The organism is Priestia endophytica (assembly GCF_026790145.1).
Classification (GTDB): domain Bacteria; phylum Bacillota; class Bacilli; order Bacillales; family Bacillaceae_H; genus Bacillus_I; species Bacillus_I endophytica_A.
Genome location: NZ_JALAMS010000049.1, coordinates 1 through 20,614 on the forward strand (window position 1 = coordinate 1; position 20,614 = coordinate 20,614).

Annotated in this window: 23 protein-coding genes, 2 pseudogenes and 1 riboswitch; of the genes and pseudogenes, 19 read left to right on the forward strand and 6 right to left on the reverse strand. The window is 33.4% G+C overall.

What is annotated here, in order from left to right:
- On the forward strand, nucleotides 1-133 hold a 133-nt coding region (locus tag MOC86_RS23820), incomplete at its 5' end, for an IS3 family transposase (RefSeq protein ID WP_268586472.1).
- 230 nt (nucleotides 134-363) lie between these two features.
- Here the strand turns inward: MOC86_RS23820 and MOC86_RS23825 are convergent.
- Both MOC86_RS23825 and MOC86_RS23830 read right to left on the reverse strand, forming a co-directional pair.
- On the reverse strand, nucleotides 364-759 hold the full coding sequence (locus tag MOC86_RS23825; RefSeq protein ID WP_268586408.1) for a DUF3224 domain-containing protein: 396 nt from the start codon (nucleotides 757-759) through the stop codon (nucleotides 364-366).
- A gap of 182 nt (nucleotides 760-941) precedes the next feature.
- The gene (locus MOC86_RS23830; RefSeq protein ID WP_268586409.1) at nucleotides 942-1,781 is read right to left on the reverse strand and encodes an alpha/beta fold hydrolase; all 840 of its coding nucleotides are present in this window, start codon (nucleotides 1,779-1,781) and stop codon (nucleotides 942-944) included.
- A gap of 224 nt (nucleotides 1,782-2,005) precedes the next feature.
- Between MOC86_RS23830 and MOC86_RS23835 the strand changes: the two genes are divergently transcribed.
- The 7 genes and pseudogenes from MOC86_RS23835 (at nucleotide 2,006) to MOC86_RS23865 (ending at nucleotide 7,180) form a co-directional block, all read left to right on the forward strand.
- Complete coding sequence (locus MOC86_RS23835) at nucleotides 2,006-2,353, forward strand: PadR family transcriptional regulator (protein ID WP_268586410.1); 348 nt, start codon at nucleotides 2,006-2,008, stop codon at nucleotides 2,351-2,353.
- A pseudogene (locus MOC86_RS23840) lies at nucleotides 2,340-3,339 on the forward strand (HAAS signaling domain-containing protein). Before MOC86_RS23835 ends, MOC86_RS23840 begins: the two are co-directional and overlap by 14 nt.
- A 265-nt stretch (nucleotides 3,340-3,604) precedes the next feature.
- A riboswitch (guanidine-I (ykkC/yxkD leader) is annotated at nucleotides 3,605-3,706 on the forward strand.
- A gap of 60 nt (nucleotides 3,707-3,766) precedes the next feature.
- Nucleotides 3,767-4,108, forward strand: a complete 342-nt coding sequence (locus tag MOC86_RS23845) for a DMT family transporter (protein ID WP_268586411.1) — start codon at nucleotides 3,767-3,769, stop codon at nucleotides 4,106-4,108.
- Entirely contained in the window at nucleotides 4,108-4,422 is a 315-nt protein-coding gene (locus MOC86_RS23850) for a DMT family transporter (RefSeq protein WP_019391064.1), read from the forward strand. Before MOC86_RS23845 ends, MOC86_RS23850 begins: the two co-directional genes overlap by 1 nt.
- A gap of 566 nt (nucleotides 4,423-4,988) precedes the next feature.
- Nucleotides 4,989-5,498 (forward strand): DoxX family membrane protein, encoded by a 510-nt coding sequence (locus tag MOC86_RS23855; RefSeq protein WP_268586412.1) that lies wholly within the window; start codon nucleotides 4,989-4,991, stop codon nucleotides 5,496-5,498.
- Nucleotides 5,499-5,866: 368 nt separating this feature from the next.
- Nucleotides 5,867-6,544, forward strand: coding sequence for an alpha/beta fold hydrolase (locus MOC86_RS23860; protein WP_419146676.1), 678 nt, complete (start codon nucleotides 5,867-5,869; stop codon nucleotides 6,542-6,544).
- Between the two features lie 192 nt (nucleotides 6,545-6,736).
- A complete protein-coding gene (locus MOC86_RS23865) occupies nucleotides 6,737-7,180 on the forward strand; it encodes a cell wall hydrolase (RefSeq protein ID WP_268586414.1) in 444 nt (147 codons plus the stop codon).
- Nucleotides 7,181-7,431: 251 nt separating this feature from the next.
- On the opposite strand, the gene MOC86_RS23870 is transcribed toward MOC86_RS23865, so the two are convergent.
- Complete coding sequence (locus MOC86_RS23870) at nucleotides 7,432-7,740, reverse strand: RNA polymerase alpha subunit C-terminal domain-containing protein (RefSeq protein WP_268586415.1); 309 nt, start codon at nucleotides 7,738-7,740, stop codon at nucleotides 7,432-7,434.
- Nucleotides 7,741-7,955: 215 nt separating this feature from the next.
- Between MOC86_RS23870 and MOC86_RS23875 the strand changes: the two genes are divergently transcribed.
- From MOC86_RS23875 to MOC86_RS23895, 5 genes are all read left to right on the forward strand, one after another.
- Nucleotides 7,956-8,420, forward strand: a complete 465-nt coding sequence (locus tag MOC86_RS23875) for a hypothetical protein (protein ID WP_268586416.1) — start codon at nucleotides 7,956-7,958, stop codon at nucleotides 8,418-8,420.
- 295 nt (nucleotides 8,421-8,715) lie between these two features.
- Nucleotides 8,716-9,147 (forward strand): VOC family protein, encoded by a 432-nt coding sequence (locus MOC86_RS23880; RefSeq protein ID WP_268586417.1) that lies wholly within the window; start codon nucleotides 8,716-8,718, stop codon nucleotides 9,145-9,147.
- A gap of 162 nt (nucleotides 9,148-9,309) precedes the next feature.
- On the forward strand, nucleotides 9,310-10,443 hold the full coding sequence (locus MOC86_RS23885) for an NADH:flavin oxidoreductase (protein WP_268586418.1): 1,134 nt from the start codon (nucleotides 9,310-9,312) through the stop codon (nucleotides 10,441-10,443).
- 424 nt (nucleotides 10,444-10,867) lie between these two features.
- Nucleotides 10,868-11,026, forward strand: a complete 159-nt coding sequence (locus tag MOC86_RS23890) for a hypothetical protein (protein WP_243520178.1) — start codon at nucleotides 10,868-10,870, stop codon at nucleotides 11,024-11,026.
- A gap of 513 nt (nucleotides 11,027-11,539) precedes the next feature.
- Entirely contained in the window at nucleotides 11,540-11,878 is a 339-nt protein-coding gene (locus MOC86_RS23895; protein ID WP_243520179.1) for an antibiotic biosynthesis monooxygenase family protein, read from the forward strand.
- A 223-nt stretch (nucleotides 11,879-12,101) separates the two neighbouring features.
- Here MOC86_RS23895 and MOC86_RS23900 read toward each other — a convergent pair.
- Nucleotides 12,102-12,580: pseudogene (locus MOC86_RS23900) on the reverse strand (GNAT family N-acetyltransferase).
- A gap of 374 nt (nucleotides 12,581-12,954) precedes the next feature.
- Here MOC86_RS23900 and MOC86_RS23905 point away from each other — a divergent pair.
- Entirely contained in the window at nucleotides 12,955-13,512 is a 558-nt protein-coding gene (locus tag MOC86_RS23905; RefSeq protein WP_268586419.1) for a helix-turn-helix domain-containing protein, read from the forward strand.
- A gap of 373 nt (nucleotides 13,513-13,885) precedes the next feature.
- Here the strand turns inward: MOC86_RS23905 and MOC86_RS23910 are convergent, their stop codons facing one another.
- The gene (locus tag MOC86_RS23910) at nucleotides 13,886-14,533 is read right to left on the reverse strand and encodes a hypothetical protein (protein ID WP_268586420.1); all 648 of its coding nucleotides are present in this window, start codon (nucleotides 14,531-14,533) and stop codon (nucleotides 13,886-13,888) included.
- 345 nt (nucleotides 14,534-14,878) lie between these two features.
- On the opposite strand from MOC86_RS23910, the gene MOC86_RS23915 reads away from it, so the two are divergent.
- Together MOC86_RS23915 and MOC86_RS23920 are read left to right on the forward strand one after the other, a co-directional pair.
- Nucleotides 14,879-15,073, forward strand: coding sequence for a hypothetical protein (locus tag MOC86_RS23915; protein ID WP_268586421.1), 195 nt, complete (start codon nucleotides 14,879-14,881; stop codon nucleotides 15,071-15,073).
- Between the two features lie 555 nt (nucleotides 15,074-15,628).
- On the forward strand, nucleotides 15,629-16,183 hold the full coding sequence (locus tag MOC86_RS23920) for an HPP family protein (RefSeq protein WP_268586422.1): 555 nt from the start codon (nucleotides 15,629-15,631) through the stop codon (nucleotides 16,181-16,183).
- 592 nt (nucleotides 16,184-16,775) lie between these two features.
- Here MOC86_RS23920 and MOC86_RS23925 read toward each other — a convergent pair.
- Nucleotides 16,776-17,111, reverse strand: a complete 336-nt coding sequence (locus MOC86_RS23925; RefSeq protein WP_268586423.1) for a thioredoxin family protein — start codon at nucleotides 17,109-17,111, stop codon at nucleotides 16,776-16,778.
- A 394-nt stretch (nucleotides 17,112-17,505) separates the two neighbouring features.
- Between MOC86_RS23925 and MOC86_RS23930 the strand changes: the two genes are divergently transcribed.
- From MOC86_RS23930 to MOC86_RS23940, 3 genes are all read left to right on the forward strand, one after another.
- Nucleotides 17,506-18,198 (forward strand): aspartate/glutamate racemase family protein, encoded by a 693-nt coding sequence (locus MOC86_RS23930; RefSeq protein WP_268586424.1) that lies wholly within the window; start codon nucleotides 17,506-17,508, stop codon nucleotides 18,196-18,198.
- An 80-nt stretch (nucleotides 18,199-18,278) separates the two neighbouring features.
- Nucleotides 18,279-19,148, forward strand: coding sequence for a LysR family transcriptional regulator (locus MOC86_RS23935; RefSeq protein WP_268586425.1), 870 nt, complete (start codon nucleotides 18,279-18,281; stop codon nucleotides 19,146-19,148).
- Between the two features lie 268 nt (nucleotides 19,149-19,416).
- Nucleotides 19,417-20,589, forward strand: a complete 1,173-nt coding sequence (locus MOC86_RS23940; RefSeq protein WP_419146674.1) for a sulfite reductase subunit alpha — start codon at nucleotides 19,417-19,419, stop codon at nucleotides 20,587-20,589.
- The last annotated feature ends 25 nt before the right edge of the window (nucleotides 20,590-20,614 follow it).

Genomic DNA, 20,614 nt, shown 5'->3' on the forward strand with positions numbered 1-20,614 from the left:
TCTTCGTTCCTTCCATACAACAGATCAGGTAAAAATCGCTGTAGCGAAATACATTCATTTTTACAATCACGAACGCTTTCAGAAGAAATTAAATAACCTGAGTCCATATGAATATAGAACTCAGGTCGCTTAGGGTTGCTTTTTACTACTGTCTACTTGACAGGGGTCACTTCATAATGGGTTTGCTCTTTTATTTCTTTCTTGAACCAATATTATGGTAACTAGATTTATATAAAGTGTTCATTGGTTATCTACGATTGTATGTAATTAACATAATAGGAAAGTTGAATGAGCTCTTTCGATGGAAAAGATATTTTTAATATTATAGGGAAGGTTCCTTTTACTAAACTATAGAGTGTTTTGCTAGAACTCAAAGTTTAGAATCATTTTACTAGTTTGACCTGCAAATCTATAATTATAGGACCCTTTTAGACCTTCTAAGTCACCAGTAGCTTTGATAATTGTTGCTGGAGAATCTAAATTACCTTTATCAAATATTCCTTGCTCTATAGCTGTAAATGTTCCTCGTTTTCCCTTGTAAGTTCCCTCGAAATGCAAAAAGCCAGAGATTTTGGACGTGGCCAAGTGACCATCATCTACATTTGAGTCTAAATAATATAGTAAATATTCAACAAAAGCTTTTCCTTTTAATTCGTCATCAATATTATATTCAACATGAGCAGTATTAATAGGGAATTCTTGTCTAGTGTTATCAATTGGTTTTTCATCCCATTTGTCTACTGTAAATGTTACCTCCATCTGCATAAACCTCCCCTAATTATTAGATAAGTAATCTACCTTCAGTATAACGCTTAAAAAGTATCATAATAACACCTTTCTATAAAGTGAAAAAGCAGGTTTAAGCCTACTTTCTGAAAACAGTTCCTTCTTATAAAGTGTTCAACTCTTTTGAATTCTAAAACATGAACTAGTTATTTTTATTACGAGCTAATCTCTACAATTGATTTGATCATTTGTTCCCAATCTTCACTATGAATTTCATGTCCTGTACCATCAAGAGTTATTAATTTAGCATGGGGAATGGCTTTTGCAAGAGCAAGCCCATATTCGTAAGATAGTGCTGGATCCTCTGTTCCATGAATTATAAGCGCAGGTATATTAATTTCATTCGATCTATCATAGTATTGGTCTCCACCTTGAAGCAAAGCATGGTTAAATCTACTCGGTAGCTGTTTTGCACGATCGGCTTCTCTTTCTGCTAGTTTATATACTCTTTCCTTCTCATAAGGTTTTGCTCCACTTAACGTTTTCCATCCACCTGCAAGATAGTGAACTACTTCCTCACGATTTGACCAGTCTATGGAGGCACTCTTTGAGTGGTAATCGAGTATACACTGATCCATAGGAGGCAACTTTTCCATCTCAGTTCCAAATACACTTGAAGCGATTAAAGTAAGGGAGCATATGCGTTCTGGATATCTAAGAGCAAGAATCTGGCCTATCATTCCTCCAAGAGACATTCCCACAATGTGGACCTGTTCTATAGAATAAGTATCTAGGACTCCAATTGCATCATCAGCAAGGTCTGTTATTGTATAGTTTGAAGTACCAGGCGTATAAGTTGTAGATCGACCTAAATCACGATGATCGTAACGAATTACAAATCTCCCATGTTCAGCGAGGCGGATACAAAAGTCTTCATCCCACCAGTCTAACGAGGACATCGCTCCCATAATTAGAAGTACAGCAGGTTTTTCAGGGTTTCCAAAACTTTCAGTACAAATCTCCACTTTGTCCATTTTTAGTATTTTTTCATTCATTAAGGATTTCCCACCTTTTTTAATATTAGAGAAATGAAAATTACTCCTATATTCCTTTCTCTAACATGAGGCTATTTCCTTTTCTAAAAATTCTTACCTTATTTTCTATAAGATATTTTATACGAACTATGAATTAATGATTTTTGTAACAACTATAGTGTATGATACATAGTATAAATCATATACTGTATGACATATAGTATAAGTGGAAATGAGGTGGATAAATGAACACTTTATTAAATTCATTAATGACAGAGCTTAGGAGAGGGACATTGACCTTAGCTGTTTTAAGTCAATTACGAACACCTCAGTATGGATATTCACTTGTTCAATTACTCGAGAAGTCAGGAATTATGATTGATCAAAGTACTTTATATCCGTTGCTTCGCCGTTTAGAAAAACAAGAATTGGTAACAAGTAGTTGGGATAAATCGGAGAGTAGACCCCGTAAGTATTACGTTTTAAGTGAATATGGATTAGAGATTTTTTTACATTTGAAAAAGGAATGGACCAATCATTCTAAAGGGCTTTATGACTTATTAAAAGGGGATGAAGAGGATGAGTTTAATTGAAATTTATATTCATGAAGTGACTCGGAGGCTGCCTGAAAAAAATCGTGAGGATATTGCACTTGAGTTGCAGTCGACTATTGAGGATATGTTACCTGATGATTACAGTGAAAAAGATGTAAAGGTAGTTCTTGAAAAATTGGGGAATCCAGCCACATTAGCTAGTGGTTATGGAGATCGGCCAATGCACTTAATTGGCCCCCGCTATTTTGATATATATGTCACATTACTAAAAATGATTTTACCGATTGCTGCTGTCATTTCATTAATCTCAATGATTGCCCAATACTTTATAGGGTATGATGGAGAGGAAGCCATAATAAATGTAGTCTTAGATATCGTTGGTGTCGGTATATGGAAAATCATTGAAGTAAGTATTCAAGTGTTCTTTTGGTTAACAATCATTTTTGCCATTTTGGAACGAACGGATAAAGGAAAAGGTGAGCAGCCATTGACAGCAAGCCTACAAAAATGGACTCCTGATGATTTGAAAAACATCCCTTATATCCCTAAGAAAAAGGCTATTTCAAAGTTCGAAGTATTTGGAAATTTAATGTGGACCGCGGTCTGGGCAACCCTTTATTTTTATGCGAATCATCTTGTAGGGGTATTATAAAGACAGTGGAAACGGACTTGAATTTGTGACGCCAGCCTTAAATCAAGAAGTATTAATGGGGTATTGGCCAGTCGTTGTTATTGTCATTGTGTTCGAAATAGCATTATCCCTTTATAAATTAATAAAAGGACAGTGGACGAAAAGAATAGCAATTTTCAATACTATCCTTCAGATAATTGGCACCATTGTGTTTATTGTCATATTAATAAATTCAAATTTACTCAACCAAGGTTTTATTGCTTATATGACGGATTTATTTACTATTACGGGTAATGAATTTAAAACATGGATAATTAGCGGTGGGGTTTTCTTCTTTATGATTTCAGCGGCAATTAGTGTATTTGATGGATTTCGCAAGGCTAGTATTCGTTAATTCATATTTGTTTATTAAAACAACTAGTATAAAAGAATCTTCATTTGAAGGTCCTTTTCCAGTTCCAGTACAGTATCCATATCCGAGTTATGTTAACTATCTATACTCAACATAGATTCATATTCTTTGTTTCTTAGTTGAGTATAGAAACAATACTTGGTAAACATATATATTACGTCCATTAACATGTATTGTATGAATCAGAAAAACACGATATCCTTGAATAATTTTTTAATGTGTGTATACTATAAGATAATTAAATAAGAAACATGTTTTCTAGGGTTCCGTAACGAATACGTTAGCCTGGTCCGAGAGAAAACTCATAGTTGATTAAACTATGCCACGGAAGGATAAAAGCCTGGGAGAAACTGTGTATCAGTTGTCTCTCAGGCTTTTTTATTTTATTAAAAAGGGGAGGTTTATTGACATGGACAAAAATTGGATTAAAGTCATTGTAGCAGCAATATTTGAAGTAGGTTGGGTTGTTGGACTAAAACACGCTTTTGATTTCTGGACATGGTCTGGAACAGCAATCGCTATTTTCATCAGTTTTTATTTGATGATAACAGCAGGACGAAAGCTTCCGGTGGGGACTGTTTATGCTGTTTTTGTAGGGCTGGGTACAACGGGTACTGTGTTATTTGAAATTTTCTTCTTCGGAGAAGCATTTAAAGTATCTAAAATTTTCTTAATTCTATTGTTATTAATGGGTGTAGTTGGATTAAAGCTCGTTACCAAAGATAAGTCTAAAGAAGGGAGGAAGGCATAATGGCGTGGATTTCCTTAGTATTGGCCGGGATATGTGAAATGTTTGGTGTCATGATGATCAATAAAGTCAATAAAGAACGCACATGGCAAGCACTTGTTCTTTTAATTATTGGATTTGGTGCAAGTTTCATCTTCCTTGCCTATGCAATGAAGACACTACCTATGGGCACTGCTTATGCAGTTTGGACCGGTATTGGAGCTTCAGGAGGAGCTTTATTATCGATGATTTTCTACGGAGAATCAAAAGATTGGAAAAGACTTCTCTTTATTGCAATGATTTTGGGAGCAGCTGTAGGGTTAAAGTTAATTTCTTAAAGTGTTATTACTTTAATAGATTTTCATGGAGTATATAAATTTAAAGAAGAAAAAGCTATTGATCTCAACAATAGCTTTTTCTTTAGACATACCCTAAGGTTTGTTGAGTAGTTTGTTTAAATATTAAAAGTTTAGCCAGAAAAAAGCTCTGTAATCTTGTGAATCAAATATTAAAATTCCTTTAAGAAAAAATATAATAATTAGCTCTTAGCAGAACTAGTTTTTATTTTTTTCTATGTTTAGTAGCCACTAGCTGTAATGAAAGTATTGCTGTATAAATGGTTGTTCATAATAGGGAGAGAAGTCCAATACCAAATATAGACTCATTCTTATTATTCACGTTTTTTCTTTCCTAGTTCTTAAACAAAAATATTTTTCTCAAAGGTATTTATTACATATAAATGTTCATTAATTTTGTTGATTGTATTACTTAGAATCAAGTTTATGTACATTAGTTTTGTGTAATCCGAATTCTTTATATATTTGTTACATAAATGATAATAAAAATCATTATCAATTATGCTATTATATTTCTAATAATTCTTATTTTGATTAGGAGGAGAAGCATGATTATTGATGTTTTAAGACGGGATAAAGGAGTTTCCATACTTTTAGCTGTGTTACGTGTATATCTCGGATATACGTGGTTCATGGCTGGCTTAGGAAAAATCACAGGTGGATCATTTGATACTTCAGGGTTTATACAGGGGGCTTTGGCAAAAACAACAGGAGAACAGCCGGCTGTTCAAGAATGGTGGGGTGTATTTCTACAAAATATAGCTGTTCCTAATATAGAATTATTTAACTTCCTAGTACCTTGGGGAGAGCTATTAGTAGGTCTAGGTCTCTTAGTAGGTTGTTTTACAAAAACAGCCGTGTTTTTTGGAATCACAATGAACTTTTCTTATATGTTTAGCGGTGCTATAAGCATAAATCCACAACTTGTTTTATTATCCCTGTTTATTCTTGTGTCTGCTATGAATGCAGGAAGATATGGTATAGATGGTATGATTATTCCTCCCCTTAAAGAAAAGCTAGCGCTTAACAAAACAAAAGAGGTAAAAGATATTGCTTAGTTTTTAATATATTATATGAGCAACCATTCCAGATGGTTGTTTTTTTATTGACGCAACATAAAGTCGTAGATTATACGACCAAGTTAGGTTTAGTATTATTCTAGTGATGAAATTACAGCAGCTTTAAGAGAACCCTCAAGAATAGTAAATATTGAGGTTAAATCTATAGTGACATCTTGGCAGAAGAAGGACTTCTCTCAGCTATAAAATATATAGATGTGATGATGTATGCTGCAACAGATCTAAGAAGGATTTGGCATATGTAAAGGGGATTTTCACTCCTTGACTAATATATACATAAACCTTAAATAATTTAGATTTCAATGAATAAAATCTAAATGAGGAGATGATTTGATTTGGAAATACGGATGAATCAAATAGAATTAAACGGTTTAACTTTTCAATATCGCGAAACTGGGGAAGATTCAGCACCGACAATTGTTGCACTTCATGCTTTGGGAATGAATGCAGAATCCTGGGATGAAGTAGCAGCTGTATTAGGAGAAAAATATCGGGTTCTAGCTTTAGATCAACGAGGTCACGGTGGGAGTGCGAGAACTGGCACTTATACGTTCGAATTAATGTGTGATGACTTGCTTCAGTTTGTAAATGCTATGAATTTGGAACGTTTTACGTTAATAGGGCATTCTATGGGAGGAACGGTATCTTATCTTTTTTCCGAAACATTCCCCTCAAGGATAGAACGGTTGATTGTTGAAGATACACCTCCTCCGTTTTCGGGGAAGCAATTCGAAGTTCCTTCTAAACCTCCTGGTCCTCTATCTTTTGATTGGAAGGTTGTACCTTCAATTCTAAGACAATTAAATAACCCTAATCCTCAATGGTGGGCAAATCTTACAGATATCGTGGCACCTACCCTTATCATAGGAGGGGGATCTAGTCATATTCCTCAAGATAAATTGAGGGAAGTATCAGAGATTGTTCCAAATTGCCAATTGGTGACGATAGAGGATGTTGGGCATGATGTGCATATAGGGAATTTGCCAGCCTTTTTAGGCGCTGTAAGAAGTTTTCTTAATTCATGAGTTTCTGAATAGCGCTTTTAGAAATGATTAAATGAAAAGGGAGGAAGTGTATTAGTCTCCCTTTTCGTATTGAATTCTTCTAGTCCGTTTTATGCGAACTGATTATTGTAGCAATGATTTGGTTAGACGCTTATTTTATAAACGCTAACATCAATATAGGCTTTTTTTTATACTATATTTTGAGGTGAGAAAATGCCAAGAGTAAGTTACCGAGATGCAGACATTAATTTAATGGCAAGGATGATGAGAGCAGAAGCTGTAGGTGAAGGAAAACAAGGAATGTTATATGTCGGAAATGTAATTGTTAATCGTCTTAAAGCAAATTGCTTAGACTTTAAAGACTTAAGAACAATTCGACAAGTCATTTTCCAAGTCCAAGGAGGAAATTATTCTTTTGAAGCAGTTCAAAAAGGTAATGAATTTTATCAACGAGCGAGACCTGTTGAAAAAAGATTAGCAAAAAAGAACTTGGATTATTGGAGGGAACACCCAGGGAAATATGCTCTTTGGTATTTTAATCCCTATGCTCCATGCCCCCCAACATGGTACGGTCAACCTTTAGCTGGTCAATTTAAAAATCATTGTTATTATGAACCAAAACCTGGAACATGTGATAGTGTTTATAGCGGAACTTAAGCTTACTCTTTGAGTAAGCTTTTTTATATTTTTAGAATAATTTATATAAACGAAAGGGAGCTTTACTTCAAGATGGAGTAAGTTTTTTCTGGCGATAATATTGATTCTGTGAACTTTACGTGAATATAGTATTTATGGTTCTTTGGAATACTTTAATAAATTCACACATGAAAAATCCCTACTTGTGATCAAGAAGTAGAGATTTCTCATGTATTAATGGATTTAGCTTAAAATATAATTCTGTAACTATACTACTTCTCGTTAGTTAATTTTTTAAAGGATACCCCTTCTTCTTTTAAAGCGGCCTTAAGTTTAGGTAAAGAAGCTGGTCCTATCCCGTGGAATTGTAAAATCTCTTTTTCACTAAATTTTGATAGCTGTTGTAAAGTAGTTATCCCGTTGTTTTCCAATGCTCTTCTTGCTGGGGCTGAGAGTTGGGAAAGAAATCCATCGGCAGGTTTACGTTCTTGCTCACAAGTCGGACAAGTGGGACAGTCGCTACTTTTATAATATTTATGTCCTTTGCTGCAAATTTTTAATTTTTTTTCTGAAGTTGCCATTTCTACCCGGCTCCTTTTCTTAAGAATTATTTTTTACTTTCTATACTTTATCACTTTCAACAGGTGAATGATTAAAACTCGTATATAAAAGCTGTAGATAATCAACATTGTGATAACTATATATGTATGAATTATAAATTACTGGTTAATTTTAAGTAACTATAATAATTTAGCAATCAATGGGGGATAGTAACTAAAAAGAGTGAGGACATGTGATGAAAAAATTTATTTTAGTTATCTTCTTATCCATTATTGTAATTGCTTATCCAACTGAAACAAATGCTAGTAAAATGCCTTGTAGTTTAATTCTAGAACCTGTAGATGAAAATTTAAAAAACGCTAAAGGAGTAGGATTAGTTTACAAAGTTCAATTGAATCCACCGAGTTTTGCTCGAACTAATATAAGTATCTTAGCTGTGCACCTTCCTAATCCTTCTTCTTTTGGTAATTATGATGGCTACGAAGGTTTTTCTTCAATACCTAATGAAATTAGTTGGCGTTTTAAACTTTATCCCACGGCTGAAGAAGACAGTCCTACTTGGGCTGGAAGATTTGATTTAATTACAGCAGAAATGCGAAATGTTAATGTAGAAGTACGGCTTTCTAATTCCAAGACCCAAAAGATGGGGCCAGCTATATTAAGAGGTAACCTAAAATCTTGTGAAGAAAGAGAAGAATAATTTAATTACATTGCAAAGAGTTCTTGATAAGTAAGGACTCTTTTTCTTTATTCGTTCCTATAAATCACAGTTTTAAGGTAATATAGATTAATTTTATAAAAAAAGAAGAACATTTAATTAGATGTTCTTCTTTTTTTATCTATAAGTACCTGAAAATCAATTATGCAGCAGGATAGTTTAATAAGTTGTTGTATAGATATATAGTGCATGTTAGTATAAAAGAGAACATGCGTTCTTTTTGTGATTAATTATAACTTTTAGTTTGTTAAACAAAACTTTAAAAGAGGTGTTTTTTATGATTTTAGGAATTTATCCTTATTTAGTTATGAACGGTAATGGACAAGAAGCTGTTAAATTTTATGAGAATGCACTGGGTGCAAAAGTTGTTGGAGTTCAAACTTTCGGAGACATGCCTGAAAACCCTGAATTTTCTGTTCCTGCTGAAGCAAAAGATTGTGTATTGAATGCGCATTTGAAAATTGGAAATAATGATTTGATGCTTTCTGATACATTCCCAGGTCAACCATACCAAATTGGATCACAAGTAACAGTATCCATTACAATAGACAATGTAGAGAAATCAGAAGAAGTGTTCGGAAAACTAAAAGAGGGTGGTCAGGTAAATATGCCACTTCAAGAAACTTTTTGGAGTCCATCATATGGACAAGTAACAGACAAATTCGGTGTAACTTGGCAAATCTCAACACAAGTTGCTGATAACAAGTAATATATGAAAAGTTTTTGTTCAGCCAAATTAAGCACCTTATTGAAATAAGGGATGCATCATTTCAATAAGCTCCATTTGAAATTTTATTTTAGAGTAACCTAAACCTGTATAAATGAAGTTTTTATACAGGTTTTTTGTTTAAAAAAGAAAGGAGTCTTCACAGTGATTAATACAAAATCGTTATTTGAAAATGTTACATTAGGCAATATAACATTAGATAACCGGATAGGGGTTGCCCCAATGGCGCGTATAAGTGCAAGTTTTGAAGGAGTGGCAACTGAGCAGATGGTATCCTATTACACATCATTTGCCCGTGGAGGATTTGGACTCATTATTACGGAAGGAATGTATACTGATGACAAGTATAGTCAAGGGTATTTTAATAAGCCAGGTCTCATTGATGAGGAACAAACACAAGCGTGGAAGAAAGTAGTAGATTCTGTCCATCAAGCAGGTGCTAAAATGTTTGCCCAAATAATGCATGCGGGAGCCCTTTCACAAGGAAATCGTTTTGTTCAAGAAACAATTGGTCCTTCTGCCATTCAGCCAAAAGGAAAACAAATGGAAGCCTATATAGGAAAAGGCCTGTACCCAACTCCAAGAGAAGCAACAAAAGAAGAAATCACAGAAGTGATAAACGGGTTTGTTAACACGGCTAAACGTGCAAAAACTGCTGGGTTTGATGGAGTTGAAATTCATGGGGCCAATGGTTACATACTTGATCAGTTTCTTACTGATTATACCAATAAACGTTCAGATGAATACGGTGGTTCTACTGAAAACCGAGTCCGGTTATTAGTGGAAGTTTCGAAGGCGGTTCGAGAGGCTGTTGGCCAAGATTTTACTATTGGTATTCGGATTTCACAAGGAAAGGTGAATGATTATAACCACAAGTGGGAAGGAAAAGAAAGAGATGCTGAAATCATCTTTGGTCAGTTAGGGCGCGCAGGTCTTGACTTTATTCATGTTACGGAGTACGAAGCATGGCAACCTGCATTTCCAACAGATGAATCCACCATTGCAGCTAATTCAGCTTTGGACAACGGCGGGGCATCGCTTGCGGCTCTTGCAAAAAAGTATGGGGGAGTTTCTGTGATAGCCAACGGGCATTTAGAGGATCCTGTTAAGGCGAGAGAAATTGTTGAAAAAAGGGAAGCCGATTTGATTACCTTAGGTAAAGGAGCTCTTGCTAACCATGATTGGGTCAATAGAGTCAAAAAGGGGGAACCATTAGTAGAGTTTGATCAAGAAAAAGTGTTAAGACCAGATGCTAAAATTAAAGATTTTGAAGTTTAAAACTTTTGATCTAACAAGTGCTTTGATTTAGAAATAATCATAATAACATTAGAGTTAATCTTAATGAGCTTTGTTATCTACGCTGCTCTACAAGTAACAAAGGATATAGGCTTTACAGGAATATTATAAAATACCAAGCCTCACGATTATATAGGGTGGCTTGGTATTCTTTTAGATAACTAGTTTTGTTCTACAAGTTTTCTTTTGAAGATGATAATACTTTTTATTTAATTCTTTCTTTGTTCCGAGGCTTTATTTTATGTTAACCACTTCCTATGATGCAATTATTTTTTGTAATATTTTGATATTTTTTGTAGAAAGGGTTTTCATTTTGTATGATATTGTTCATAATGTCTTTGAGTGTTCCTTGTATATGAGTGAGGACATGTACGAGGGACCATTTTTAATGGGGGAGGAATAGTTCATGTGGGTGATTACGGTTCATTCAAGGAAGAACACGAAAATGTTTGAATTTAACACAGAGAAGGAAGCAAGGGAAGCTTTTAAAGACATCGAAGGAAATAAGATTCTTACCGAGGTTATCTATTTTAATAGTCCTTATCTTGCTTCATCTACGGTTTAAGTGAGATCTTTTTTAACCGTGAGAGTGTCCGTAAAAAACAGGGTAAACGTAACAAAGTAGTTATATGAAAAAGATTGTTTATGTTAACTAATTTATCGGGATTACTTTTAATAAGAGAATTCTTTGCTTATCGTTAGCAAAGGGTTCTCTTATTTATATGAATAGGGGAATACATGAGTAGTTTGTCCAAATTTATAGATTCATATACATATATAGTTTAAAAAGTTCTCCTGAGTGGTTTTATGTCTCATAATCAAGGTTGTAGGAACTAAGATATTTATTGATTAAAAAGGTTGTATCGGGAAAATCATGTTTTATAAATCTTGAATTCATATTGAGTTACTTTTATTAATTCCCACACTTATATCTTCTGTATTAGTTAATAAATTGCTTAGTATATAATTGTACACATTTTTAACTGTACTAAAGTTATAGAAGGATTCATACTATTGACGCTAGAATAACTTTACTGAAATACACTATAAATATCGGAATTAATAAAGGAGAGTTCATATGCCAAAAATTGAAGAAAATCAGTTGTTTACGGTAATTATTGAATGGGAAGTTAATCCAAAATATCAGCAAGACTTAATTAATGGTCTTACAAATCAAATTGAAACATACTTTAAGGATTACGATGGATTTATTTCATCAAGTTTCCATGCTAGTGAAGACGGTAAGCGAGTTATTAACTATGCCCAGTGGATATCAGAAGAAGCTTGGTCTAATTCATTTCAAGCTTCAGGGCGTGATGAAGTCCAAACTACTAATGATGAAATTATTAATCGCTGTGAAGCTAAAACATTAAAACTTAACAGTTATCGTGTTGCTAGAGTAATAGAAAATATATGAAGTAATGATTACTTAATTAGAATAACTACCGAGTATGAATTTTATGGTAACTAATTAATGTTAAATTTCTTGTAGTAAAAAAACCTTTGCTAAGGCTGAGCAAAGGTTTTTTGAATATATGATTATAGGGGAATACGTTAATAGTTTGTCAAGTGTCTTAGATTGCTCTACATATATAGAATCCCTGAACTTTTATAGCTAATTAGTATCATACTCAGGAGCTTTATGATAATTCTTTTATATACCAAGCGTCGCAGGCATTATGTTCTGATTCCTCTAGTGGTTTTTCGAGTTGTCGGAAATCAAATTTAATATAAAGGAAATTAGCTGCTTGGAGTTCCTTAAATGTCTCTAGGTAACAGCATGTATAGTGTTCCTTTGCGAAGACGAGCGCTACTTTCATCAATTCTTTCGACAGACCTTTTCCTTGAGCTTCGGGTGAAATATAGAGCTTTTGCAGCTCGCAGACCTCTTTTTTTGTCCAAATCGTGCAATTCCGACACCACCTATCACTTCATCTTGATCATTCACTGCAACCCAATATTTCGCATTTGGTTGTTGCTGGTAATATTGTGATAAACTGCTCAGCTGGGGATCAAAATAGGCTGTTCCTGGGATGTTCAAGTCAAATGATTCCAAAGAGCGTTTAATAATTTGCTCCATTCTTTGATTATCCTTTTCTTTCATTTCACGAATCTGCATGTTTTTATCCTCACATTCAATTATTTTAATGGTTAGATTCTATTTTTTTAAAAAAATGGATGATAACCATGCTCTACTCATAATACATGGAGTCATAGCAATAGATCAGCCATTTGAGTAGTTATCCATGTATCAAATAGCTAACCTGAATCAATAATGGAACTTAATCCAACCATTGTTAAAGCAAAAGTGCCCATCCTTTCCCTTAAAGGATAGATATCTCTACCACTTCTCTCCGCTAATCTCTCCTTCATTTAATATTTGAGGATGGTTGTTTATGATAAAATTTATAATATGAAAAAAGTTTTAAAGACTAATTTGTGCACTTTAGTATACAATATATCTATATAGTGAACAATAGTTGTGGAGGATTTATGGATAATCTAATTAATATAATTGGCAATAATTTAGGGAAAATACGTAAGGATAAGGGGTATTCTCTTGATCAAATCGCTCAACTTACTGGAGTAAGTAAGAGCATGCTTGCTCAAATTGAAAAAGGGAAAAAAACGCCTACCGTAACTACCCTTTGGAAAATAGCTAATGGTCTAAACGTCTCTCTCTCTTTGCTAATGATGGAACCACAACCATCTGTACAAATAATGAAAGTAGACAACTCTCCCCATTTAATTGAAGATGATGGAAAGTATATGACTTGTCCGTTTATACCTTTTGATGAAGAAACAAAATTTGAGGTTTATAAAATGGATTTAAAGCCTGGGGGCATACATAAGTCCAACCCGCATTCTAAAGGGATCAAAGAGTATGTTTTTGTTTCTACTGGAAATATAGAAATTGAAATAGAAGATAAAGTCTACAAAGCTTCTGGTGGAGAAGCCGTAGTTTTTCCTGGAGATGTATATCATACCTACAAGAATGTAGGGGAAAATACAGTATCTACGTTCGTCTTATTGTTTTATCACAATCGATAAAATGAATTTAAGACTTGTTTAATTAAAGATATAAATTTTTTAAGACTTGGTTGAATCTAGATTAAGATTACTTGATTATGCAAAAGACCGGGTATAACAAGTGATGGTAAGTTTAGGAATCCTTATAAAATTTATAAGAGTTTTTTTAGTACGTAGAGAGAAAGGATAGAGAAGTTGAGCTATTCGTAAAAGGATATCGAAAAGAAAAGCCCAAACGCATTGTTTCTCAATGTGTTTAGGCTCTTTTACTTGTTTGAATATAGAATATTCTATATATGTTTCTTTGAAGGGAATATTTATAATAACATCGTTATAGGAAGGATTTTGTACTATTTTGATAGTTATTACACTATCTAATTCGTTTGCATATCTTTTATGCTGAGTATATATTTTGTTGGGGAACTTTATCAATCACAATCCAGCGATTATAAAGATCAATTAAAAATCCTATTCCGAACATAAATAGGAAGGTGCTTATACCCAAACCAGTTATATGATGTTGAAAAAGAATAATCAGAATGCTAATAGATAATGGTATCGACGTACAAATCATTGTTCCGACTGTATAGTTGTTCATTCGCTTTCCAAATGCTTTTAACAAATAGTCAGACGGTAAGTATATTGAGCCTGATTGAAAATAAATGCATACAGCGACTGCCATAAGGTTGAGTCCTATTAATGAATATAAACCACGGATCCATAGATTCTCCGGTACGTACATAATGTGATGTAAGTACACAAACAAATCAATAAACATTCCAAAGACGAAGGTGAGAGCCATACTTTTAATAATCATAACAAGGGTGAATTTTGTTTTTATTAAATAACTAAGTATAAACGAAAAGAAATTTAAAATAATAATGCAAGCACCAGTGGACAACGGTAATATGAATGCAAGGTTTTGCCCGGCAGCTGCCCATGGGGAGCTGCCTAGGTTGGAAATGATCATAAAGCTATTTCCTAAAGCATTTAACATAATGGAACAAATAAACCATAATAAGTTTACAGGAATATTTCTCATCATGACCTCCAATTTTCAAGCTATTTTTTGTTTATCATAAAAAATTTTATCCTTATGCTGCAAAGGGACAATTGAAGTAATTATACTTTCCATCAAGAATCTAATCATTGGGCACTATGTAAAAAAAAGAAAATATCTTTTTGCGATGTGAGCTATAGATTCTAGAATTTTATACGATTTTTCGTAAAAAGGAAACCCTTAATAGATAAAAAATATTAAAAAGAACTCTTTTAGAAAGAAGGCTTCTTTTTACGTGATTTCCGATAACTCACATTATGTAAAGCAGTTACTTATATTGTAAAACGTTACTTTGTGGTAAAATTTAGTTAGAAAGAGGTGTCGTATATGCAAAAACAACAAGGTATTATTATACTTTTGTTAATGTTAGGGTTAGCCTCTATTTCTTTAGGCATGGCCTTAAAAAATGTGTTTGAGTATTCTCCTATTGCAGGCTGGTTTCTAGGAACATTTATATTTATAGTTAATTCTTTTTACACAGGAAAGAATTTGAGAAATAAAGGTGCTACTAATGTTAAGTAATCTATCGTTAATGTTTTAAGACGCTTGAATCATTTGATTCAAGCGTTTTTTTGTCAATAATTTATTTTATGTCAACAGGAAGGGGCATCACAATATGGAGCTTTGTTACAGAAAGATTTGCATCAATATATCGCTTTAGATTACAAAAGCGGTCTTACAAATTCATCTATCGTTTGTCTACGGTAAAGATATATGGAGAATAGGCTGTAGGAGAGCTCTGTAAATTATTTCTAATTGTAATGAATGCACCACTCTCAAAAGAGATTAGATTATTTAGTTTTTTAGAACAGAGATATAGGATATGTATCAGCTAAAAGAGAATAAAGGTAAAGGTTATTGAAATCGACCAAAATCACTCAATAACTTATCACTTTTCCTAAAAGTCTTGCTGTTTCCTCTTAAAAAATCCTTACTCAACCTAAGTTTTTAAGTTTACAAAAGATTTATTTGGAATATATCTTTAAATATTCAGAGTTTTCATATAGAATAACTCTAAATGGCAGAAAGTCTAACATAGTATTTATAAAGAGGTAGAAAGGACAACAGGATATTATGATGGAAAAGAAACTTGAAAAGAATATAAGTAATCAGGTAAGTATAGGGGTAAACACATATTTAAGAAAAATGAAGGGAGAGGGCAGAGGGAAAATTAAAATTAACTATAGGGATTCTATTGTTTCAGCTACAGGTGTACTTATCGCTATTATTATCATTAGTTTTATGACTCTTCATTTAGGCTATCCTATGGCAATAGCACCTTTAGGAGCCAGCTGTATACTCATATTTGAGGCTCATAAAGGTGCATGGTCTCAACCACGAAATGTGATAGGAGGACACTTACTTTCTACTACTTCTGCCCTTATTATTTGGAGTTTACTAGGTAAAAGTTTGTTCTCTATAGGCATAGTATTAGCTATTGTGTTAATCTTAATGGCTCTTACTAACACTCTTCACCCTCCTGCAGCAGCTAGCGCACTTGTTGTAGTGAACAATCAAACAGGGTGGGGATTTCTAGTTCCTATTTTCTTAGGAGTTCTACTATTGATTTTTATTTCAATATTTTACAATAATCTATTTTCCAAACGACAATATCCTCAACACTGGTTATAAAACGCTAAGTAGGAAGTAGGGTAATAAAATAAGAGATTAGCTTTCAATACAGAGGGACAAAGCCAAAAGGATAGGAGAAACCATATCCCCCATTTTCCCGATTCGTAGATGATTTTTAATGAGAATTACAATTTAATAAAAATCCTTTTTACATAATTAAGGGATGTATAATCACATAGTGATAAATCTATTCATCTAAAGGAAAATTCCACACATCCTAGATAGTGAGGAGTTTTCTTTTAGGTTACTAATGGTGATTAAGAAGGAATAGGATATACACTTCAAAAATATAACATTTAAATAACTCTTTACTTTGTGACCGCTTTCAATTATACTAAGAGTAGGCAGGATGGCATGAGTGGCTGTCACAGTATTTAGCGTAGGTGGGGCTGATACAAGAGAACAGGACATATAAGAAATGTCCTTTTTTATTTGAATAAAGGTGGTTTATTCCATTATTCAAATAAAAATTGAGTGCTATTAGGATCGAAACGACTGTTTAAATAATTAAAATGACTTTTTACATAAAAATAGCGCCCAATTAATTGGGTGCTATTTTTATGTAAAGAGATCCATACGCAAAATTCATAAATTAATCTTTGTATAATTGATAGATTCTTTTTAATTTTTGTTCCAACTGTTCAAAATGAACGAAACGAGCTTCTCTTACAAATTCAGTTCCTTCAATAAACAAAAGAAGTACTGGAACGGTAAAAACTGAAAATTTGCCAGCAACCTCTTCTACATTGTTAGCGTTTATATAACCCAATTTGATACTTGGAAACTGCTCTAACAATACTCTTAGTTGTGGTAGAACAGCGTGACATACTACGCATTCCGGTTTTGAGATATATAAGAAACTTAACTTGTGATTATTTATAAAATTATCTATTGAATCCAATGAAATTAATTCTGTCACTTCTTTCATCCAATTCCTCCTTAGGATTAGAATGTATCTGACTTGAAATATAATAGATCCACCTTTTTCATGTCTATAAATCTGCTTTATATTTTATAAAAGGTGAACAGCGGTTTTTTAATGACTGAACAAGCTTCCTACCAAACAGTTAGTATATCGACTAACTCAAAAACTATCGTTATTTGAGATTTATCCTTTTCACTTCCTGAAATTCACGTTATCCAGTACATATTGGTAATTTTTTTATTTTTAGCATATTTTTAAAAATTCTATCAATATACAGTTTCTATTACTATATAGATTATTTCTATAATTCACACCTTAAAACTAAAACTATAATAAAGAAAATAGTTTCACTTATTAGAAATACAAGGTTCAAAATAACATAAAAGTGGTGAATATAGTGAAAAAAGTAGTAGGAATTATAGGTGGAATGGGTCCATTAGCAACGATTGACTTAATGCAAAAAATAATCTCGCTTACCCCTGCTGAGAAAGACCAAGATCATCTTCACCTTATAACGGATAATTTCCCTCAAATACCAGATCGAACAACAGCTATTTTAGGAAAAGGAACAGATCCTACTCCTTTTATGATTGAGTCTGCACACCGTTTAGAATCTGCAGGAGCAGACTTTCTTGTAGTAGCGTGCAACACAGCTCATTTCTTTGTTAAATCAGTAGAAAATGCTGTTAGTATCCCTATTTTGCATATGCCTTTAGAGACGGCTAAGTTTTTAAAGAAACGTCATTTTAAAAAGGTAGGATTATTAGCTACGGATGGAACCATCAATACAAAACTGTACCAACATAGTTGCTATCATTATAAAATAGAAGTTATTGAACCAACTATACGAATGCAAAGGGAAGTAATGGAAGGGATCTATGCCATTAAAGGAGGGAATTTAGAACAGGGTAGTTCTTACCTTTCGAAAATTGCGAGAAGCTTAATTGAAGAAGGAGCAGAAGCAATTATAGCAGGATGCACGGAAATTCCTTTAGTTCTTAAATCATCTTCAGCTTTTGTAATTATTGATCCAACAGAGATTTTAGCTCGAGCTGTAATCAAAAATGCCAATGATCTGATAAAGTGTTGATGGAGGTTAATATTAAGAATAGACATTCATTATAATAAAATATATCTACCCATTATGTATAAATAAGGAGCAATTAGAAAATGAATATTGAAAACATTGAAGCTTTCCTATACGTTTGTCAACTAGGTAGTTTCAACAAAGCAGCAGAAGCTCTTTATTTAACTCAGCCTTCTGTTACAGCTCGTATCCAGTCATTAGAACGGGAGATGAATATAAAACTTTTTAATAGAGCCGGAAATAAAACATCATTAACAGAAAAAGGGGAATATTTCTTACCTCATGCTCAGAAAATTCTTCAATCTTATCAAGAAGCAACATATGGGTTGCAACAAGTCTTTATTCCTTATGAGTTAGTGATTGGGAGTGCCTTATCAATTTCAAACAATGTATTGCCAAATATCCTGCCAGCTTTCAAATCTGAATTTAAGGATGTTAGAATAAAACTCTTAACAGGGCATTCTAAAGATATTTTACGTAAGGTCATTAACAAAGAAGTTGACTTCGGAATTATAAGAACGGAGGCTCATTCTCAAATTGAATCTATTCATCTTTATAATGACCCCATAGGCCTTTTTGTTCCACGGAATCATCCATTTTTAAAAAAAGAAAAAGTAACAATAGAAGACATAGGAGAGCACCCCCTTATCTTATTTGATTACGGCTCTATGGATTGGCTTTTCATTCATAGATTATTCTTAAGCAAAGGAATAAATCCTAATATATATTTAGAAGTAGATAATATGGAAACTGCCAAAAATCTAGTACTGCAAGGATTAGGTATTAGTTTCTTGCCTGCGCATTGTGTGCAAAAAGAAATCGAACATAATAAATTATTCAGAGTAGAAATGGACCCAGATATAAAGACTAATATTAGTATTGATTTTATATACCTAAAAGGAAAATCAGAGTCTGTATTTATGGATTTTTTTAAGAAGAAAATGTTTGAATAACAATAAATCGGTTGACTATCAACCGGTTTATTGTTATTTTACACTCATAAAGAAAGCCTTTGCTCAGCATGAGCAAAGATTTTACATAACTGATCCTTTAATATAATTACTCTTCAATGAACGAGCTTCTGCCACTTTACTTTAAGAGTTTTGGGGTAAGAGCTTTATTCAATTTATCAGAAAAAAATTAAGAAACTTAGATTTTATTTTCACATAGGGAATTATTTCAATGGTATAATTATGTGATAAACTTAGTGAGGTGAACAATATGAAACTTACTACAGATCAAACAAAGGGAGAAAAAAAAGTGCCAGTATATTCAAGAACAAACCCATTTCAAGCAAAGGTGCTCAAAAATATTAATTTAAATCATGAGGGATCTAATAAAGAAACAAGACATATTGAATTATCTTTAAAAGATTCAGGATTTTCTTACGTTCCAGGTGATGCTTTAGGTATTGTACCTGAAAATGATCAAGAATTAGTAGCTGAACTTCTGACAGAAATGCAATGGGATGGAGAACAAGTTGTAACGATTAATAAGAAAGGTGATACACTTCCACTGAAGGAAGCGTTGACAACTTATTTCGAAATTACGTTACTAACAAAGAAGATTTTACAACAAGCAGCACAGTTTACAGAAAGTGAAGAGCTAAAAGCGCTTTTAGATGCTGAAGATGTAAGTAAAGTAAAGGAATATATTTATGGACGCGATTTACTTGATATGTTACGTGACTTTGGTCCGTGGAAGGCTTCTGCCCAAGAAATCGTATCTCTTTTAAGAAAAATTCCACCACGCCTTTATTCGATTGCAAGCAGTTTAGCTGCAAATCCGGATGAAGTACATTTAACAATTGGTGTTGTACGTTATACATCTTACGACAGGGACCGAAAAGGAGTTTGTTCGGTTCAATGCGCAGAACGTGCAGAAGCAGGGGATACACTTCCAATCTTTATTCAACCAAATAAACATTTTCATCTGCCGGAATCAGAAGAAACAAATATTATTATGGTTGGTCCAGGAACTGGGATTGCACCATTCCGTTCATTTATTGAGGAACGTGCAGTAAATAAAGGTAATGGGAAGTCGTGGTTATTCTTTGGTGATCAGTATTCAGCAACAGATTTTCTTTATCAAGACGAGTTAGAGAAGTATCAAGAAGAGGGCGTACTTACAAAGTTAGACACGGCGTTCTCTCGTGATACAGAACAAAAGGTATATGTACAGCATAAAATGCTTGAAAACAGCAAGGAATTGTATCAATGGCTACAAGATGGAGCTTATTTCTATGTTTGTGGAGATAAGGAGTATATGGCAAAAGACGTTCACGAAGCATTGATTTCCATTATCGAAAAAGAAGGAAACATGAGTCGTGAAGAAGCCGAAGAACAGCTAGCAGCTATGAAAAAAGAAAAACGTTATCAGCGTGATGTATATTAAGATAGATTAGATAAAAAGAACAACC

Bases quoted from the DNA above. Each gene is read 5' to 3' on its own strand.
- MOC86_RS23825 (WP_268586408.1), bottom strand. From the start codon at position 759: ATGGAGGTAACATTTACAGTAGACAAATGGGATGAAAAACCAATTGAT.
- MOC86_RS23830 (WP_268586409.1), bottom strand. From the start codon at position 1,781: ATGAATGAAAAAATACTAAAAATGGACAAAGTGGAGATTTGTACTGAA.
- MOC86_RS23835 (WP_268586410.1), top strand. From the start codon at position 2,006: ATGAACACTTTATTAAATTCATTAATGACAGAGCTTAGGAGAGGGACA.
- MOC86_RS23845 (WP_268586411.1), top strand. From the start codon at position 3,767: ATGGACAAAAATTGGATTAAAGTCATTGTAGCAGCAATATTTGAAGTA.
- MOC86_RS23850 (WP_019391064.1), top strand. From the start codon at position 4,108: ATGGCGTGGATTTCCTTAGTATTGGCCGGGATATGTGAAATGTTTGGT.
- MOC86_RS23855 (WP_268586412.1), top strand. From the start codon at position 4,989: ATGATTATTGATGTTTTAAGACGGGATAAAGGAGTTTCCATACTTTTA.
- MOC86_RS23860 (WP_419146676.1), top strand. From the start codon at position 5,867: ATGAATCAAATAGAATTAAACGGTTTAACTTTTCAATATCGCGAAACT.
- MOC86_RS23865 (WP_268586414.1), top strand. From the start codon at position 6,737: ATGCCAAGAGTAAGTTACCGAGATGCAGACATTAATTTAATGGCAAGG.
- MOC86_RS23870 (WP_268586415.1), bottom strand. From the start codon at position 7,740: ATGGCAACTTCAGAAAAAAAATTAAAAATTTGCAGCAAAGGACATAAA.
- MOC86_RS23875 (WP_268586416.1), top strand. From the start codon at position 7,956: ATGAAAAAATTTATTTTAGTTATCTTCTTATCCATTATTGTAATTGCT.
- MOC86_RS23880 (WP_268586417.1), top strand. From the start codon at position 8,716: ATGATTTTAGGAATTTATCCTTATTTAGTTATGAACGGTAATGGACAA.
- MOC86_RS23890 (WP_243520178.1), top strand. From the start codon at position 10,868: ATGTGGGTGATTACGGTTCATTCAAGGAAGAACACGAAAATGTTTGAA.
- MOC86_RS23895 (WP_243520179.1), top strand. From the start codon at position 11,540: ATGCCAAAAATTGAAGAAAATCAGTTGTTTACGGTAATTATTGAATGG.
- MOC86_RS23905 (WP_268586419.1), top strand. From the start codon at position 12,955: ATGGATAATCTAATTAATATAATTGGCAATAATTTAGGGAAAATACGT.
- MOC86_RS23910 (WP_268586420.1), bottom strand. From the start codon at position 14,533: ATGAGAAATATTCCTGTAAACTTATTATGGTTTATTTGTTCCATTATG.
- MOC86_RS23915 (WP_268586421.1), top strand. From the start codon at position 14,879: ATGCAAAAACAACAAGGTATTATTATACTTTTGTTAATGTTAGGGTTA.
- MOC86_RS23920 (WP_268586422.1), top strand. From the start codon at position 15,629: ATGGAAAAGAAACTTGAAAAGAATATAAGTAATCAGGTAAGTATAGGG.
- MOC86_RS23925 (WP_268586423.1), bottom strand. From the start codon at position 17,111: ATGAAAGAAGTGACAGAATTAATTTCATTGGATTCAATAGATAATTTT.
- MOC86_RS23935 (WP_268586425.1), top strand. From the start codon at position 18,279: ATGAATATTGAAAACATTGAAGCTTTCCTATACGTTTGTCAACTAGGT.
- MOC86_RS23940 (WP_419146674.1), top strand. From the start codon at position 19,417: ATGAAACTTACTACAGATCAAACAAAGGGAGAAAAAAAAGTGCCAGTA.